This window comes from Pseudaquabacterium rugosum (genome assembly GCF_038066575.1).
Classification (GTDB): Bacteria; Pseudomonadota; Gammaproteobacteria; order Burkholderiales; family Burkholderiaceae_C; genus Pseudaquabacterium; species Pseudaquabacterium rugosum.
The window spans coordinates 224042-241298 of sequence record NZ_JBBUTF010000005.1 but is presented as its reverse complement, the minus strand read 5'-3'; the positions used below and the strand labels follow the sequence as shown (position 1 = coordinate 241298).

Annotated in this window: 14 protein-coding genes; 6 read left to right on the top strand and 8 right to left on the bottom strand. The window is 74.0% G+C overall.

All coding sequences use genetic code 11. The features are described from left to right. Window positions 1-12 precede the first annotated feature (12 nt). Window positions 13-1107, top strand: coding sequence for an oxidoreductase (locus tag AACH11_RS07045; RefSeq protein WP_341373487.1), 1095 nt, complete (start codon window positions 13-15; stop codon window positions 1105-1107). A gap of 43 nt (window positions 1108-1150) precedes the next feature. Here AACH11_RS07045 and AACH11_RS07040 read toward each other — a convergent pair whose 3' ends face one another. Beyond that, window positions 1151-1840 carry an N-acyl amino acid synthase FeeM domain-containing protein gene (locus AACH11_RS07040; RefSeq protein ID WP_341373486.1) on the bottom strand — a complete coding sequence of 230 codons (690 nt, stop codon included), beginning with the start codon at window positions 1838-1840 and terminating at the stop codon, window positions 1151-1153. Between the two features lie 270 nt (window positions 1841-2110). Between AACH11_RS07040 and lspA the strand changes: the two genes are divergently transcribed. The 3 genes from lspA (at window position 2111) to AACH11_RS07025 (ending at window position 5833) form a co-directional block, all read left to right on the top strand. Then, entirely contained in the window at window positions 2111-2662 is a 552-nt protein-coding gene (gene lspA, locus AACH11_RS07035; protein WP_341373485.1) for a signal peptidase II, read from the top strand. A 57-nt stretch (window positions 2663-2719) separates the two neighbouring features. Beyond that, complete coding sequence (locus tag AACH11_RS07030) at window positions 2720-4438, top strand: ABC1 kinase family protein (protein WP_341373484.1); 1719 nt, start codon at window positions 2720-2722, stop codon at window positions 4436-4438. A 237-nt stretch (window positions 4439-4675) separates the two neighbouring features. Further along, on the top strand, window positions 4676-5833 hold the full coding sequence (locus AACH11_RS07025) for a DUF2189 domain-containing protein (RefSeq protein ID WP_341373483.1): 1158 nt from the start codon (window positions 4676-4678) through the stop codon (window positions 5831-5833). On the opposite strand, the gene AACH11_RS07020 is transcribed toward AACH11_RS07025, so the two are convergent. Together AACH11_RS07020 and AACH11_RS07015 are read right to left on the bottom strand one after the other, a co-directional pair. Further along, entirely contained in the window at window positions 5731-6909 is a 1179-nt protein-coding gene (locus AACH11_RS07020) for a DNA glycosylase AlkZ-like family protein (protein WP_341373482.1), read from the bottom strand. The genes AACH11_RS07025 and AACH11_RS07020 overlap by 103 nt on opposite strands. 8 nt (window positions 6910-6917) lie before the next feature. After that, complete coding sequence (locus AACH11_RS07015; RefSeq protein WP_341373481.1) at window positions 6918-7919, bottom strand: quinone oxidoreductase family protein; 1002 nt, start codon at window positions 7917-7919, stop codon at window positions 6918-6920. A 241-nt stretch (window positions 7920-8160) separates the two neighbouring features. On the opposite strand from AACH11_RS07015, the gene AACH11_RS07010 reads away from it, so the two are divergent. Next, window positions 8161-9096, top strand: coding sequence for a DMT family transporter (locus tag AACH11_RS07010; RefSeq protein ID WP_341373480.1), 936 nt, complete (start codon window positions 8161-8163; stop codon window positions 9094-9096). On the opposite strand, the gene AACH11_RS07005 is transcribed toward AACH11_RS07010, so the two are convergent. The 4 genes from AACH11_RS07005 to AACH11_RS06990 form a co-directional block, all read right to left on the bottom strand. Continuing rightward, window positions 9097-9339, bottom strand: a complete 243-nt coding sequence (locus AACH11_RS07005; protein ID WP_341373479.1) for a hypothetical protein — start codon at window positions 9337-9339, stop codon at window positions 9097-9099. Window positions 9340-9422: 83 nt separating this feature from the next. Beyond that, entirely contained in the window at window positions 9423-10277 is an 855-nt protein-coding gene (gene asd / locus AACH11_RS07000; RefSeq protein ID WP_341373478.1) for an archaetidylserine decarboxylase, read from the bottom strand. Between the two features lie 184 nt (window positions 10278-10461). Continuing rightward, window positions 10462-11250, bottom strand: coding sequence for an SDR family oxidoreductase (locus AACH11_RS06995; protein WP_341373477.1), 789 nt, complete (start codon window positions 11248-11250; stop codon window positions 10462-10464). Window positions 11251-11294: 44 nt separating this feature from the next. Continuing rightward, complete coding sequence (locus AACH11_RS06990) at window positions 11295-12281, bottom strand: DMT family transporter (protein WP_341373476.1); 987 nt, start codon at window positions 12279-12281, stop codon at window positions 11295-11297. 217 nt (window positions 12282-12498) lie between these two features. Between AACH11_RS06990 and AACH11_RS06985 the strand changes: the two genes are divergently transcribed. Next, on the top strand, window positions 12499-15603 hold the full coding sequence (locus AACH11_RS06985) for a hybrid sensor histidine kinase/response regulator (protein WP_341373475.1): 3105 nt from the start codon (window positions 12499-12501) through the stop codon (window positions 15601-15603). A 139-nt stretch (window positions 15604-15742) separates the two neighbouring features. On the opposite strand, the gene AACH11_RS06980 is transcribed toward AACH11_RS06985, so the two are convergent. Further along, a complete protein-coding gene (locus AACH11_RS06980; RefSeq protein ID WP_341373572.1) occupies window positions 15743-17257 on the bottom strand; it encodes a tripartite tricarboxylate transporter permease in 1515 nt (504 codons plus the stop codon).

The following is a 17257-nucleotide window of genomic DNA, read 5'->3' as shown; positions in this document are numbered from 1 at the left end:
CCCCTCCGACCGATGAGCACCCCTGCCCCGCTGCGCGTCGCGCTGACCGGCACCGGCTATGCCGGCGCCACCCTGCATGCCCCGCTGATCGACGCCACACCCGGCCTGCAGCTGTGCGCGGTGCTCAGCCGCCAGGATGCGGCGGAGGTCGCGCGGCGGCTGGGTCCGCTGCGGGCACCGCTGACGGTGCATGCCGACCTCGACAGCCTGCTGCGTGAGCAACGGCCCGATCTGGTGGTGGTCGTCAGCCCCAACGACCAGCATGTGCGGCAGGCGAGCGCGGCGCTGCAGGCCGGCGCGCACGTGGTGATCGACAAGCCGCTGGCGCTGTCGGCGGCGCAGGCTGCCCCGCTGACGGCGCTCGCACGGGCGCAGGACCGGCGGGTCAGCGTGTTCCACAACCGGCGCTGGGATGGTGATTTCCTGACCGCGCGCGCACTGCTGCGCCAGCGGCGGCTGGGCCGCGTGCGCTGGGGGCAGCTGACCTTCGACCGCTTCCGGCCACAGGTGCGCGCACGCTGGCGCGAGGGCGACGGCCCGGGCGCGGGCCTGTGGTTCGATCTCGGGCCCCATCTGCTGGACCAGGCGGTGCAGCTGTTCGGCTGGCCGCAGCGCCTGCGCTGCGAACGGATGCGGCTGCGCCACGGCGCACGCGCCGACGATGCCTTCGAGTGCACGCTGGCCTGGGCCGACGGCCGCCACATGCAGCTGTCGGCCAGCATGCTGGCGGCCCAGCCGAGACCGCGTTTCGCGCTGCACGGCGACCATGGCAGCTGGATCAAGCACGGCCTGGACCCGCAGGAAGACACGCTGAAGGCCGGCGGGCGCCCCGACCGGCTGACCGCCGGTCAACGCTGGGGCGCGGATCCACAGGCCGGCACGCTGTGCCTGGCCGATGCCACCGGCCAGCCCGCAGCGCCACGGGCCTGGCCGACGCAGGACGGCCGCTGGCCGGACTACTGGCTGGCCCTGACCGCCGCGCTGCGTGGCCACGGCCCCCTGCCGGTGCCCCTGGACGAGGCGCTGGGCGTGCAGCGTCTGCTGGACCTGGGCACGGCCAGCGCCGCGCAGGACGCACGCTGGCTGCCCTGCACCGCGCCCGCCTGAGCGCGACGCGCCGGTCCGCCCGAAGACGCCGGCCCGCGCCCGCTCAGGCCAGCTGGACCCGCGGCGGCGGTGGCGGCACCCGCGGCCTTGCGGGCACCGGCACGGCCGGCGGCAGCAGGTCCAGATCCGGATGGCAGGTCTGGACGAACAAGGGATGGAGCGGATGGGCCCCGTCGTGCCAGCGCCGCTCGGCGCCGGGGATCTCGAAGCTCAGCACCCGGTGCGGCAGACCGCCGACATGGGCCATCGGCCACCAGTGATCGGCACTCCAGACCTCCTCGAAGCCCAGCTGGTGGTAGAGCCGGATCAGCGCCGGGCTGCGGGCCGTGATCACCAGCTGGCGCACCTGGGTCGCCAGTGCGTGCAACCAGGCGGCCTTGAACAGCATCAGCCGGACCATCGGATCGACGCCCCGCCGCACGGCCAGGCGGGTCAGCTCGGCACGGGTGTGCGCGCGCAGGGCCTCCGGCAGACGGACGCTGTGTTCGAGCGGCAGCGGCCGGGGATGACCCCGCTGCAGCCGCAGCGTGCCGAGCAAGCGGCCATCGACCTTGTCGCAGGCCATCAGCACACAGCAGCCCGGCTCCAGATCCGCGGCATCGGCCTGGGCGACCCGCTGCGCCAGCAGCGGATCATGATGGCCATAGGCCTCGGCCCGCAGTTCACGCACCGCCCGAAGGTCCGGTGCATCGCGCAGCGGACGGACGACGAAACCCAGCTCGGACAGGGACATCCCACACCTCGACACCACCATCGCGCGCCCGCCGCAACTGCCCCGTGCAGCGCGATCTGCCGCCCATTGATGGCGTTATCGTGCGCTGCACAAGACCCGCGGAAAGGCCTGAACTGACACCCGCCGGACGCCCAGTTCCGCAGCCGGCCGTGCCGTGGCCCCGGGGCCGCGGATGCGGCAGGGCCGTGGGTTGCGGCTACAGTCACTGACCTGACCGCGCCGCCCTGCGGCGGGATCCCAGGCCTGCTCTCCGGCCACCTGTCCGCCACGATGACCCGCACCCGCTCCTCCCGTTCCTCCCCTCTGTCGTCCTCGGGCCGCGTCTCCTCCCAGCCGCTGGCGCTGTGGCTGGGGCTCGCCCTGCTGGTGCTGGTGGCCGACCAGCTGAGCAAGACGCTGATCCTGGGCCGCTTCGTGCTCGGTGACCGCCTGGAGATCACCAGCTGGTTCAATCTCGTGCGCGCGCACAACACGGGCGCGGCCTTTTCCTTCCTGGCCGATGCCGCAGGCTGGCAGCGCTGGTTCTTCACCGGCTTCGGCCTGCTGGCCTCGGGCTTCATCGTCTGGTTGCTGCGCCGGCACGGCCAGCAGAAGCTGTTCAGCCTGGCCATCAGCCTGGTGCTGGGCGGCGCGGTGGGCAACGTCGCCGACCGGCTGATGCACGGCTACGTGGTGGACTTCCTGGAGGTCCACCACCGCTGGCTCGACGGGCTGTTCCCGGGCGGCTATTTCCCGTCCTTCAACATCGCCGACAGCGCGATCACGCTGGGGGCGATCGGCCTGATCGTCGATGAGCTGCGGCGGGTGCGCCGCGGGGGCTGAGCGCCGCAGCCGCAGGCCAGCCACCCCCGGACAGCGCCGCACCGACACCTTCCGCCCATGGGCCTGCTGCAGACACTGGACACGGCCCGCGACTTCGGCCGGCTGCGGCAGATCGCCGCCGTCCTGATCCGGCACGGGCTGGGTGACGCGGTCCGGCGCCTGGGCTGGGCCGACACGCTGGAGCGCGCCGGCCATGCGCTGCATCCGGGACGCGAGGACAGCGGCACGGGCGAGCCCCTCGCCCACCTGACGCCCCCCGAGCAACTGCGCCACGCGCTCGAACAACTGGGCCCGACCTTCGTCAAGCTCGGCCAGATCGCCGCCGGCCGGGCCGATCTGTTCGGCCCGGAATGGATCGCCCAGTTCGAACGGCTGCACAGCCATGCCCCTGAGGTCGACGCCCAGGCGCTGCACGCGCAGCTGAGCGAGGACCTGGGGGCGCCGCCCGAGCAGGTGTTCGCGCACTGGGATCCGCGGCCGCTGGCCGCCGCCTCGATCGCGCAGGTGCATGCGGCCACGCTGGCCGATGGCCGGGAGGTCATCGTCAAGGTGCGCCGGCCCGGCATCGCCGAGACCATCGAGGCCGATCTGCGCCTGCTGCAGCGCCTGGCCGCCGCGGCCGAGGCGCAGTGGCCCGAGCTGCGCCCCTACCGGCCGCAGGCCCTGGTGCACCAGCTCGGCCAGTCGCTGCGGCGCGAGCTGGACCTGGCCACCGAATGCCGCCATGCCGAACGCATCGCGCGCAACTTCGCGCAGCAGCCCGACATCGTGATCCCGGCCGTGCACTGGCCGCTGACGCACACCCGCGTCAACGTGCAGCAGCGCATCCGCGGCATTCCGGCCGGCGATCTGGCGGCCCTCGAAGCCGCCGGCCTGGACCGTCGGCAACTGGCCCGCCGTGGCGCGCAGGCGGTGCTCAAGATGGTGATCGAGGACGGCTTCTTCCATGCCGATCCGCACCCCGGCAACCTGTTCTTCCTGCCCGGCCCGCGCATCGCCTTCATCGACTTCGGCATGGTCGGGCGCCTGGGCGAGCAGCGCCGCGGTGAGCTGCTGCAGCTGCTGCTGGGCCTGGTGCAGCGCGAGCCGGCCGAGGTCGCCGAGGTGCTGCTGGACTGGGCCGAACGCGGCAGCGCCGACGAGGCGGCCGGCCCGCCACCCGATGCCCAGGCCCTGCTCGACGAGATCGAGGCCTTCGTCGATGCCTGGCACGGCGTGCCACTGGCCCAGCTGAGCCTGGCCGGCATGCTGGGCGAGGTGACCGCCATCCTGCGCACCCACCGGCTGGCGCTGCCGCCGGACCTCGCGCTGCTGATCAAGACCTTCATCACGCTGGAGGGCTACGGCCGCGCGCTGGATCCGGACTTCCACATGGCGGCCGAGGCCGAGCCGCTGCTGCGTGCCGCACTGCACGCGCGCTGGCGGCCGCGCACCGTGCTGCGGCGCAGCCTGGGCCAGCTGGGCCGGGCCGCCCGGCAACTGGCCGCGCTGCCCGGTGATGTCGCGCAGCTGCTGCGTCAGGCCCGGCGCGGCCGGCTGCAGGTCCACATCGAGGTCCAGCACCTGCAGGACGTGGCCGACCGCCTGGACGGCGCGGCACGCCGCATCAGCCTGGGCCTGGTGGTGGCCGCGCTGATCATCGGCAGCTCGATCGTGATGACGGTGCGCGGCGGCCCCGAGCTGCTCGGGCTGCCGGCCTTCGGCCTGATCGGCTTCGTCGGCGCGGTGCTGGGCGCGGGCTGGCTGTTGCTGACCGGACGACCGCCGCGGCGCTGAGGCACTCAGGGGCCGGGCCACGGCGGCACGCCGCTGCCCGGGCAGGGCTCAGGGCCGCCGCCACGGTCCGTCCGGCGGCTGGCGCCCCGGGACTTCCCTGGCCGGAGCAGGGTCTTCGGGTCAGTCCCGGTGCAGGGGGCGGGATCGGCACCGTAGTCTGGCGACCGCCCAGTCCCGTGCCACGGCCCGCACCGCCGGCCGCGCACGGCCCGCCTTCGGCACCTGACGGAGCCCTGCGTGACTGCCCTGCCGCTGCTGGACCCCGCGCCCCGCACCCGCCCGCCCGACACGACACCGGCCGCACCCGACGGCCCGATCGACGCGGCCGCCGCAGCCCCGACGAACGGCTCACCGCCAACGGCCACGCCCCTGCGCGCGGCCACGGCCACGGCCGCCACGGCGGTGCCGGCCGCCGCGACCGGCACCGCCAGCACGCCCGGCACCGCCGCCGTCCCCCGCGACCGCCTCGGCCGCCCGCTCGTCAGCGCCGAGGCCCTGGAGCGCGCCGGCAGTGCCGAGGCCCTGGCCGAGATGATGGCCGCCGATGCCCGCGCACTGGCCGCCAGTCACCACGCCGCCGGGCCGCGCATCGCGCTGCAGCCGCTGCGCGCCACCGACCCACTGCGCTGGCTGGCCGCCGGCTGGCGCGACTTCCGCCGCGCGCCGCTGCTCGGCCTGTTCTACGGCAGCAGCTTCGCCGCCATGGGCTGGACGCTGCTGCTGCTGTTCCGCCACGCGCCGGCCTATGTGCTGGCGCTGGCCGCCGGCTTCATGCTGACCGGGCCTTTCCTGGCGCTGGGCCTGTACCACGCCAGCCGCGCGCTGGAGCGCGGCCAGCGGCCCGACCTCGGTCAGAGCGTGCTGGCCTGGACCGAGCGCACCGGCCAGATGGCCGTCTTCGGCCTCGTGCTGCTGGTGCTGGAGATGCTGTGGGCGCGCGCCTCGCTGGTGGTGTTCGCGCTCAGCTTCGACGGCATGCCGGATTTCCGCGGCTCGGTGCAGGCGCTGTTCAACCCGGCCAACCTGGAATTCATCGTCGCCTACCTCGGCGTCGGCGGCCTGTTCGCGACGCTGATCTTCTCGGTCAGCGTGGTGGCGCTGCCGATGATCCTGGACCGCCAGTGCGACGCGATCACCGCCGGCCTGACCAGCCTGCGCCTGGTGCTGACGCAGACCGGCGTGATGGCGCTGTGGGCGCTGCTGCTGGCCACGCTGGTCATCGGCGCGATGCTGCCGGGCTTCCTCGGCCTGCTGCTGGTGGGCCCGGTCGTCGGCCACGCCAGCTGGCATGCCTACCGTGCGGCGGTGGCCCCGCCCGCTGACGAGGGGACCCCGGCCGGCGGGCCGTCCATCCCGGCAGCCGGCGCGTCCCCGACGCCGCCGCCCGCCGACTGAGCACCGACGAAGACGCGCAGGCGCTCGATCTCCTCGTCCAGCGCCGCGCGGAAGGCCGCCGATGCCGGTGGCCGCCCCGCGACGTACCCCGGCTCGACCACCAGCCGCCCCTCCCGCACCGCGGCATTGCCCCAGCCGATCACCTGCCCCTGCCACAGCAGCGGCAAGGCGTAGTAGCCGAGCCGGCGCCGCGCGGGCGGCGTGTAGGCCTCGAAACGGTAGGCCCAGCCCCAGAAACGCTCGAAACGCCGCCGGTCCCAGACGACCGGGTCGAACGGCGCCAGCAGGCGCACGGCATCGTCGGGGCGGTGACGGGCCGCGCGCGGGTCCTCGCCCACCGGCCAGTACCAGTCCAGACCGTCGACGCGCGCCCGGGCCAGACGGGCACGGGCCCGCGCCAGCGCGGCCGCCCGCAGCCCGTCCCACTGCGGCACGCCGCTGCGCAGCAGCGCGGACAGCTGGACCAGGCTGGCGGCCGGCACCGGGGCGTACAGCGCCACGATCGCGTCGAGCAGGCCGTCGAGCGCGGCCTGCGGATCGGCGGCCGGCGGCCAGGGCTCGCGCAGCGCGTAGACGCGCACGCCGGACTCGCGCCGCACCACGCGCAGCTGTCCGCGCAGGTGCAGGCTGTCGAGCCAGCGGGTCGAGGCCCGCACGGCGCCACCGAAGGGGCTGCTCACCCGGCCCTGCGCCAGCGCGGCATCGACGCGCGCCGGATGGGCCTCGCCGAGATCCCGCACGACGTCCAGCACCGCGTCGGCCTGACGGGTCTGCTCCGCGTTCCAGCCGCTGCGCGGCGTGCGTGGATGCATCCAGGCCTGCAGGTCCGGCCGCACGAAGCCGTAGTTGACGAAGAAGTCCTCCTCCACGGCCAGCTGGCCGTAGCGGCGCTCCAGATCACCGGCGCGGTAGCCGCGCACCCGGTGGCGCAGCGTCAGGTCCTGGGCCCGGGCCGGGGCGCGGATCGGATCCGCCTGCACGAAGCCCAGACGCGCCAGCGCCCGCGACAGCGTGGTCGGCGCGAACAGGCTGCGCGCGACGGCATGGCGACGCAGATCATCGAGCCCCAGGGTCATGGCCGCGTTCAGGGCCGCAGCACGCTGCTGCCGGTGGTCGCCCGCGCCTCCAGCGCACGGTGGGCGTCGGCCACGTCGGCCAGGGCATGGCGCTGGTCGATGCGGATCTTCACCCGGCCGTCGGCCACCACGGCGAACAGCTCGTCGGCCATGGCCTGGGTGGTCGCGCGGTCGCGCAGGTGGGTGAACAGGGTCTGGCGCGTCAGGTAGAGGCTGCCCTTGGCGGCCAGCACGCCCGGCGCCACCGGCGGCACCGGGCCCGAGGCATTGCCGAAGCTGGCCATCAGGCCGAAGGGGCGCAGCACGTCCAGGCTGCCCTCGAAGGTGTCCTTGCCGACGCTGTCGTAGACCACCTTCACGCCCTGGCCGCCGGTGATCTCGCGCACGCGGGCCACCCAGTCCTCGCGCCGGTAGTCGATCGCGTGGGCGGCGCCGTGGGCGAGCGCCAGCGCGCACTTCTCGGCCGAGCCGGCGGTGCCGATCAGCTGCAGGCCCAGCGCCCGCGCCCACTGGCAGGCGATCAGGCCGACGCCGCCGGCCGCCGCGTGCCACAGCACGAAGTCGCCCGCCTCCAGCCCCTCGACCGGCCGCGTGCGACGCAGCAGGTACTGCGCCGTCAGGCCCTTGAGCATCATGGCCGCGGCGGTGTCGAAGGCGATGCCCTCGGGCAGGCGGCAGACGTGCTCGGCCGGCATCACGCGGCGCAGGCAGTAGCTGCCGGGCGGGTTGGCCGCATAGGCCACGCGGTCGCCGACGGCCAGATGGGTGACGCCGGCGCCGATCGCCTCGACCACACCGGCGCCCTCCATGCCGAGGGCCCGCGGCAGCTCGCCCGGGTACAGGCCGGTGCGCTGGTAGACGTCGATGAAGTTCAGGCCGATGGCCGCATGGCGGATGCGCAGCTGGCCCGGACCGGGCTCGCCGACCGGCGCATCGTGCAGCTCCAGCACCTCGGGGCCGCCGTGGGCACGGATGCGGACGGCGGGGTTGGACAGGGCGGACGGGGTCATCCAGAGTCTCCTCGGTCTCTCGGTACGGAATGCAGGGCGGCCAGGGGGCCCAGGCGCGCGGTGGGGCCGGTGCCGCGCCGCGGACGGCCGGTGCGCAGCGTAGCGCGCGGCCGACGCCCGGCCGCCCCGTGCACCCCCCGCGGCCCTGCCCACGGCCTGGGCATCGGCGCACAGGCCGGTGGCACCCGTGGCGGCGGCGCCATCCAGGCAGATGTCAGCCACCACGGGACAATCCGCCCGCATGAGCATGACCCCGCGCCTCGCGCTCCTGATGACCATCCCGCCGCTGCTGTGGGCCGGCAATGCGGTGATCGGCCGGCTGGCCGTGCAGGCCATGCCCGCGCTGTGGCTGAACGCCGCGCGCTGGGCGATCGCGCTGGCGCTGCTGGCACCGCTGGGCTGGCGCGCGGTGGGCACGCGCGAGGCCCGCGCGCGCATCGGCGAACGCTGGCCGCATCTGGCGCTGCTGAGCCTGACCGGCGTGGGCGCCTACAACGCGCTGCAGTACATGGCGCTGCGCACCTCGACGCCGCTGAACGCGACGCTGATCTCGGCCTCCAGCCCGGTGGTGGCGCTGGCCATCGGCGCCTTCTTCTACGGTGAGCGGCCGCGGCTGATGCAGCTGGCCGGCGCCGGCCTGTCGCTGCTGGGCGTGGCCCTGGTGCTGGGCCGCGGCGACCTGACCGCGCTGGCCCGTCTGCACCTGGTGACGGGCGACCTCTACATGATCGCCGCCACGCTGAGCTGGAGCGTCTACAGCTGGCTGCTGGCGCGCCCGCCGGCCTCGATGCGCGGCGGCGAGCGCCCGCCCTGGGACTGGGCGCAGTTCCTGTGGGTGCAGATGCTGTTGGGCCTGGGCTGGGCCACGCTGGCCGCCGGCACGGCCGACGTGGTCAGCCCGACGCCGCCGGTGCAGTGGAGCCCGCTGCTGCTGCTGGCGCTGGCCTACATCGCCATCGGGCCCTCGCTGATCGCCTACCGGCTGTGGGGCCTGGGCGTGGCGCAGGCCGGCCCGGCCATGGCGGCCTTCTTCATCAACCTGATCCCGCTGTTCGCCGCCCTGCTGTCGGCGGCGCTGCTGGGCGAATGGCCGCAGCCCTTCCACGGGCTGGCCTTCGCGCTGATCGTCGGCGGCATCGTGGTCTCGTCGCGGCGGCCGGCACCGGCGCGCGCCTGATCAGCGCTGGCTGCGCGCCTTGCGGCCGTCGATGGTGGCGAACTGCTTCTTCAGCAGCTGGTAGAGCACGCGCGCATCCTCGACCGACAGGCTGATGACGCTGGCCGGCGGGCCGACGCTGTCCTCATCCTGGCCGTCAGCCGGACGCATGGGCTGGACGAAGGCGTCGACCTTGGCCAGCACCAGGCCGTGGCGGTCGGTCAGTGCGCGGATGCGCTGGATCTCGATGGTGTGGGTCTTCATCTGGAGCGGTCAGGGCCGGCCGCAACGAGGGCCAGCCACGGTCAGGAGGGAACGAAGGGCACGGTGCGGGCCGTGCCCGCGGCTCAGGCCATCGCCTCGCCCAGGCGCAGCGATGCGCCGGGCTGCCAGCGGGACGGGAAACGCAGCGGGCCGGCGGGCATCAGCATGACGACGGTGGAGCCCAGCAGGAAACGGCCCATCTCGGCGCCCCGTTCCAGCCGCACGGCGGGCTGCACCTGATCCGGGCCGTAATGCCAGTCGCGGACGGTGCCCGGCCGCGGCGGGTTGACCACGCCATGCCAGACCGTGGCCATGCTGCCGACGATGGTCGCGCCCACCAGCACCATGATGAAGGGCCGGCCGTCGTCATCGTCGAACAGGCAGACCACGCGCTCGTTGCGGGCGAACAGGCCCGGCACGCCGCGCGCGGTGGTGGGGTTGACCGAGAACAGATCGCCCGGCACGTGCAGCATGCGACGCAGCGTGCCGGCGCGCGGCATGTGGATGCGGTGGTAGTCGCGCGGGCTCAGGTAGAGCGTGGCGAAGTGGCCGTCACGGAAGCGCTCGGCCAGCGCCGCATCGCCGCCGACCAGCGCGGTGCTCGTGTAGTGGTGGCCCTTGGCCTGGAAGATCTGGTCGCCGGTGACCGGGCCGCACTGGCTGAGCGCGCCATCGACCGGACACAGCCAGCCGGCGGCCGGATCCAGCGGCCGCGCGCCAGGCTTGAGCGCGCGGGTGAAGAAATCGTTGAAGCTGGCGTAGGCGGCCGGATCGGGCTCGGCGGCCTCGGCCATGTCGACCCGGTAGCGCTCGACGAAACGGCGGATGGCCCAGGTCGTCAGCCCGCCGGCCTGCGCCCGTGCGCCCCGCCCGGCCAGACGCGTGAGGGCCTGCTTGGGCAACAGGTACTGGGGCAGGACGGCAAGACGGTCGGACACGGGAAGGCGGACTCCAGCAGAACCAGCGGAAGGCAGGGAGTCCGGCCGGACTCCCGCGGGAAGGTCGTGCAGCGTCGACGCCGCACGACCGGCCAGTGTATCGAGCCCGCCGGGTGCGACGGCCGGCGGCGGATCCGGGTTTTCCGAGGGCGGGCGGGCTCCGGTGCAGCCCGGCCCTCGGGGCTCAGAAGGTGCCCGGATAGGCCCCGCCGTCGATCAGCAGGTTCTGCCCGGTCAGATAGCCGGCGAGCGGGCTGCAGAGAAAGGCGCACAGGGCGCCGAACTCGTCGGGCAGGCCGAAGCGGCCGGCCGGGATGCCGGCGCGCCGCCGTGCCGCGACCTCGTCCACGGCCAGACCGGTCTTGGCCGCGCCGCCGGCGAAGGTGGCCTGCAGCCGCTCGGTGTCGAAGGCGCCGGGCAGCAGGTTGTTGATCGTCACCCCGCGCGAGGCCAGTTGCGGCTGGCGCGCCAGGCCGGCGACGAAGCCGGTCAGGCCGCTGCGTGCGCCGTTGGACAGGCCGAGGGTGTCGATCGGCGCCTTGACGGCACCGGAGGTGATGTTGATCACCCGGCCGTAGCCGCGTGCCGCCATCGCATCGACGCTGGCGCGGATCAGCTCGATCGGCGCCAGCATGTTGGCCTCCAGCGCGCGCAGCCAGGTGTCGCGGTCCCACTGGCGGAAATCCCCGGTCGGCGGCCCGCCCGCGTTGTTGACCAGGATGTCGACCTGAGGGCACGCGGCCAGCGCGGCGGCCCGGCCCTCGGCCGTGGTGATGTCGCCGGCCACCGCCCGCACCGTGATGTCCGGGTGGGCATCACGCAGCGCCTGTGCGGCCTGCTGCAGCACCGCGTCACCCCGGGCCGTGATGACCAGGTTCACCCCTTCAGCCGCCAACGCCCGGGCACAGCCCAGCCCCAGGCCCTTGCTGGCCGCACACACCAGGGCCCAGCGGCCCGCGATACCCAGATCCATCGCTCATGCTCCTCATGTTGTCCGTTGCCACCCTGGCAACCGTCTCAGCGGCCGCGCGCCAGCAGCGCCACGCCCGCCAGCACGCAGGCACTGCCGGCCAGCAGCCAGCCGGTCAGCGGCTCGCCCAGCAGCACGATGCCCAACGCGATCGTGCTCAGCGGACCGATCATGCCCAGCTGCGCCGCACGGCTCGCACCGATGCGCTCGATGGCCGCCATCGTCAGCGCCACCGGCAGCACCGTGCACAGCGTGCCGTTGAGCAGCGCCAGCCACCAGACCTCGGTGGCGACCGCCGGCAGCCCGCTGGCCTGCCACCAGACGGCCGCGAGACCGCCGCTGCCGCCGGCCGCGGCACCGCCCGGCCACGCCGGCTCCTGCACCACCTGCCAGACACGCGCCAGCAGCCAGTGCGCGAGGCACAGCCCGCAGGCCACGCTGCCCGCCAGGGCCGACAGCCGCAGCGCCCCCACGCGGGCGACCACCCGACCACTGCCCACCAGATAGGCCGCATAGCTCAGCGTGCTGGCGAACACCAGCGCCGCACCGGTGGCCACCTGCGGCCCGTCCAGCCGCAGCTCATGACCGAAGACCAGCGCCAGCCCGCCATAGCCGAGCACCAGGGCGCCGAGCTGACGCGCCGTCGCGCGCTGGCCGAACAGCAGCCGGTTGAGGCCCAGCACGACCATGGGCATCAAGTAAAGGATCAGGCGCTCGAGGCTGGCCGTGATGTGCTGCAGACCGAGGAAATCGAGCAGGCTGGCCAGGTAGTAGCCGCTGAAGCCGAGCGCCAGCACCTGGAGGCGCGTGCGCGGATCGAGCGCCGGACGCCCCCGCCCAGCCCACCACACCAGCAGCAGGAACAAGGGCAAGGCCACCAGCATGCGCAGCATGATGAGCGTCAGCGCATCGACCCCGTGGCGATAGGACAGCTTGACGATGATGGCCTTGCCCGAGAACGCCACCGAGCCCGCGATCGCCATCCACAGCCCAGCCAGATCACGGGCGGAGGACGGGCGGACAGCGGCATTCATGCGGCATTCTAGGGAGCGGTCGACACCCCGCCACAGGCTGTCACACCTGCGCCCCCCACGGCCCGGCAGGCAGGGCCGTGCGCCCACCCGCACTGGGTGATACTCAGCGCCGATCGGCCCCGGGCAGGCGGGTCCCGGCGGCCCGTGCCGTGGGGGACGGGCGGCCCGGGTCATGCGGCTTCCCCAGCGCCGGCACCGGATGGGTGCCCCGTCGACCATGACCCTGACCCCCACCCTGCCCCGCGCGCTCGCGCTGGCCCTGGTCTGCGCGCTGCTGCAGGCCGTCGTGCCACGGATGCCGCTCGGCGTGGCCGAACTCGCCCCCTGGTCGCTGGCCCTCGGCGTGGCCGCGGCGGCACGCATCGGGCATGGCCGCACGGCAGGCTGGGCCGCGCTGGCCGGCATCGCCGGGGCCGAGGCGTGGCTGCTGTCGGGCGCGCTGTCGGGTGCCGCCCTGTGGGCCATGGCCGGTGGACGCACGCTGGTCGCGGCCGTGCAGCTGGCCCTGTTCGGCGCAGCGCTGGGCCATGGCGCCGCGCGGCCCGGCCCGTCGGCGCGCGATGGCGACCACGACACGGCCGGCGACCCGCGGGCCCTGGACGACGGACCGGGGCTGCGCCGCCTGCTGTGGGCCGCGCTGGGCGCCGGCCTGGCCGGTGCCCTGGGCCACGGGCTGCTCAGCCTGACGCTGCCGGCCGCACCGGCCCCGGCGCTGCACAGCCATCTGGCCCTGGCCCTGGGACGCCTGCTGGCCGATGCGGCCGGGCTGGTCGTCGGCGCGGCGATCGTCTGGACCTGGATCGGCCGTCCGCGCACGCTGTGGCGGAGCCGTCGCCGGCAGGTGGCGCTGCCGCTGCTGGCGATGTTGGCGGTGCTGCTGCCCGGCATCGCCGAGGTCGCCCGCCGGGACGACATCCGGCTGCAGGCCCGCTTCGAGGCGGCCAGCAGCGAGCGCCTGTGGCGCACCCAGCGCCTGCTCGAACAGACCCAGGATCTGCTGACCGCCATGCAGGGCCAGTTGACCGTGGCGGCGGCCGATGGCCAGCCGCTGCGGCCCGCCGCCTTCGACGCGCTGCTCGCCTCCTGGCAGCGCCGCATGCCGGGCCTGAGCGGTGCCGGATGGCTGCACCGCGAAGGCGGCGGCCATGCGTGGACCGCGCCACAGGCCACCGCCGGCGCGCGGCTGCCCCCGCTCGGCGAGGCCGTCTGGCGCCAGCCCCAGACCCTGCTGCTGGCCAATGCCGGCAGCCAGCAGGACACACGGGTGACGCTGCTGCGCCCGGTCGGCCGCACGCCGGACACGGCGCTCAGCCTGGTCCATGTCAGCCTGCAGCTCGACCGGCTGCTGGCCGAGGCCCTGCCCGCCGCCGACGATCCGAACCTGGTGGCCTGCCTGATCGACGGCCACCCCGCGGCCGGCAGCCAGCGCCTGGCCGGCCCGCCGCACTGCGAGGACGGCGCGCTCGGCAAGCTCGCCCGGGTGGCCCACCACCGCGTGATGCTGGCCGACCACCCGCTGGACCTGATGGTCGCCGAGCCGGCCAGTGCCGACGACCGCGTCTTCAGCGCCGCCTGGATGCTGGCCCTGCCGGCAATGGCCGGCAGCATGCTGCTGGCCACGCTGCTGCTGGCACTCACCGGCCGGCTGGCCCGCATCGAGGAACGCGTCAACGAGCGCACCCGGGCGCTGCAGGCCGAGGTCGAGGAACGCCGCCAGGCCGAGGCCGCCGCCGCCGCCAGTGAGCAGCGCTTCCGCGCCATCTTCGACAGCGTCCACATCGGCGTCACCCTGGTCGACACCGAGGGCGTGCTGCGCATGGTCAACCCGGCCTTCTGCACGATGATGGGCTGCGCGGCCGACGCCCTGCTCGGCCGGCCGCTGGACGACATCCGTCTGCCCGACGTGACCGAGGACGACGGCACGGCGGCCGCGATGGCCGGTGGCCAGGGCACGCGCCAGCGCTACCTGACCCCTGACGGACGCGTGCTCCAGGTCGCCGCCAGCCTGCGCACGCTGCACGACACCGAAGGCCGGCCGCTGGCCACCGTCGGCGCGCTGCAGGACCTGACGCCGGTGCTGCGCCTGCGCGAGGCCGAGCGCGAACGCGAGCAGGCCGAGATCGCCCGCCGTGCCCAGAGCGACTTCCTGGCCCGGCTCAGCCACGAACTGCGCACGCCGCTGAACGCCATCCTCGGCTTCGCCCAGGCCCTGGACCACGGCGACCAGGACACGCTCGACGGCCCGCCCGCCCGCCACGCGCTGGCGCGCATCCGCCAGGCCGGCTGGCACCTGCAGGACATGATCAACGACGTGCTCGACCTCTCGCGCATGGAGGCCGGCCATCTGCGCCTGACGCTGGAGCCGGTCAGCCTGCCCGAGGTGGCCCAGGATGCGCTGGCCATCGTCGAGCCGGCCGCGGCACGCGCCGGGGTGCAGCTGGCCCTGTCGCTGTCGCCCTCGGCCGAGGCCGTGCAGGCCGACCCGGTGCGGCTGCGCCAGGTGCTGATCAACCTGCTGGCCAACGCCGTCCGCTACAACCACCCCGGAGGCCGGGCCGAACTGCGCGCCCGCGCGGGCGGTGTCGGCGACGTGCGCATCGAGGTCCACGACACCGGCCCCGGGCTGGACGAGGCCGGCATCGCCCAGCTGTTCGTGCCCTTCCAGCGGCTGACGGACCCGGCCCGGGCCCGCACGCAGGATCGGGCCGACGACGCGACCGACACGGACGGCACCGGCATCGGCCTGGTCATCAGCCGCCGCCTGGCCCAGGCCATGGGCGGCGACATCGAGGTCAGCAGCCAGCCGGGTGAGGGCTCGGTCTTCACGCTGTGCCTGCCGCGGGCCGTCGGCCGGCCACCGCGCGATGCACGGGATCTCCCGCTGGCCACGGCCTCGGCCGAGATGCCGGCGCTGAACCCGCCGGCGCTCCTGTCGCCGCTGATGTCGCACGTCAGCATCGGTCAGGTGCTCTACATCGAGGACCGCGCCAGCGACCGCGCGGTGATGCAGGCCCTGCTGGCCGCACGCCCGGGCATCGCGCTGCGCTGCGTGGGCACGGCGGCGGAAGGCCGTGCCGCAATGGCCGACATCGACCTGCTGCTGCTCGACCTCGATCTGCCGGATGCGCCCGGGCTGGCGCTGCTGCGTGCGCTGCGCGCCGAGGCCGCGACCCGCGAGCTGCCGGTGATCGTCGTCTCCGGTGACAGCCACCCCGCGCGCATCGACGAAGCCTTCGATGCCGGCGCCACCGAGTACCTGACCAAGCCGCTGGAGGCCAACGGCCTGCTGCGGGCGGTGGATCAGGTGCTGCAGCGCGGCTGAGCAGCGCCGCGCACGATCGATCCGGACCGCCCATGAAGAAAGCCGCCCGAGGGCGGCTTTCTTCCGTGTCAGCGCAGCGGACGGATCCGCGTCGAAGGATCGCCGGCCCTGGTGGCCACCGATCCTTCGCGCCGGCGACTCAATCGTCGCCCTGGAACGCCTCTTCGCGCTTGTTCTTGATGCTCGGCAGCATCACGACGACGATCATCAGCGCCGCGGCGATCAGCAGGCCGGCCGACAGCGGACGGGTCAGGAAGGTGGTCCAGTCACCGCGCGACAGCAGCAGCGCGCGGCGCAGGTTCTCCTCCATCATCGGGCCGAGCACGAAGCCCAGCAGCAGCGGCGCCGGTTCGCAGCCCATCTTGTGGAAGGCCCAGCCGACCAGCGCGAAGGCCGCCGTCATGTAGACATCGAAGTTGTTGTTGTTCAGCGTGTAGCTGCCGATGCAGCAGAACACCACGATGGCCGGGAACAGGAAGCGGTAGGGCACCGTCAGCAGCTTGATCCAGATGCCGATCAGCGGCAGGTTCAGGACCACCAGGATCAGGTTGCCGACCCACATCGAGGCGATCAGGCCCCAGAACAGCTCGGGGTTGCTGGTCATCACCTGCGGACCCGGCTGGATGCCCTTGATGGTCATCGCACCGACCATCAGCGCCATCACCGCGTTCGGCGGGATGCCCAGCGTCAGCATCGGGATGAAGCTGGTCTGCGCGCCGGCGTTGTTGGCCGACTCGGGACCGGCCACGCCGCGGATGTTGCCTTGGCCGAACGGCACTTCGCCCGGCTTGGCGCGCGACTTCTTCTCCAGCGTGTAGGCCGCGAACGAGGCCAGCAGCGCACCGCCGCCGGGCAGCACGCCCAGCACCGAGCCCAGCACGGTGCCGCGCAGCACGGCCGGCGTGGCCTGGCGGAAGTCTTCCTTGGTCGGCCACAGGCCCTTGACGTCCTTGGTGAAGACCTCGCGGGTCTCGGCCGGACGGCTCAGGTTGACGATGATCTCGCCGAAGCCGAACACGCCCATCGCGATGACGACGAAGCTGATGCCGTCGGTCAGCTCGGGGATGTCGAAGCTGTAGCGCGGCACGCCCGAGATCACGTCGGTGTTGATCTGGCCGATCAGCAGACCCAGCAGGATCATCGCGATGGCCTTGACCAGCGAGCCCGAGGCCAGCACGACGGCACCGATCAGGCCCATCACCATCAGGCTGAAGTACTCGGCCGGGCCGAACTTGAAGGCCAGCTCGGTCAGCGGCGGCGCGAAGGCGGCGATGACCAGCGTGCCGACGGTACCGGCGAAGAACGAGCCCAGACCGGCGGCGGCCAGCGCCGGACCGGCGCGGCCACGGCGGGCCATCTGGTAGCCGTCGAGCGCGGTCACCACCGAGCTCGCCTCACCCGGCACGTTGATCAGGATGGCGGTGGTCGAACCACCGTACTGCGCGCCGTAGTAGATGCCGGCCAGCATGATCAGCGCCGGCGTGGCGTCCAGCGAGTAGATGCTGGGCAGCAGCATCGCGATGGTGGCCACCGGGCCCAGGCCCGGCAGCACGCCGATCAGCGTGCCGAGGATCGCGCCGGCCAGCGCGTACAGCAGGTTCTGGAACGTGACGGCCACGCCCAGGCCCATGGCCAGATTGTTGATGAGTTCCAT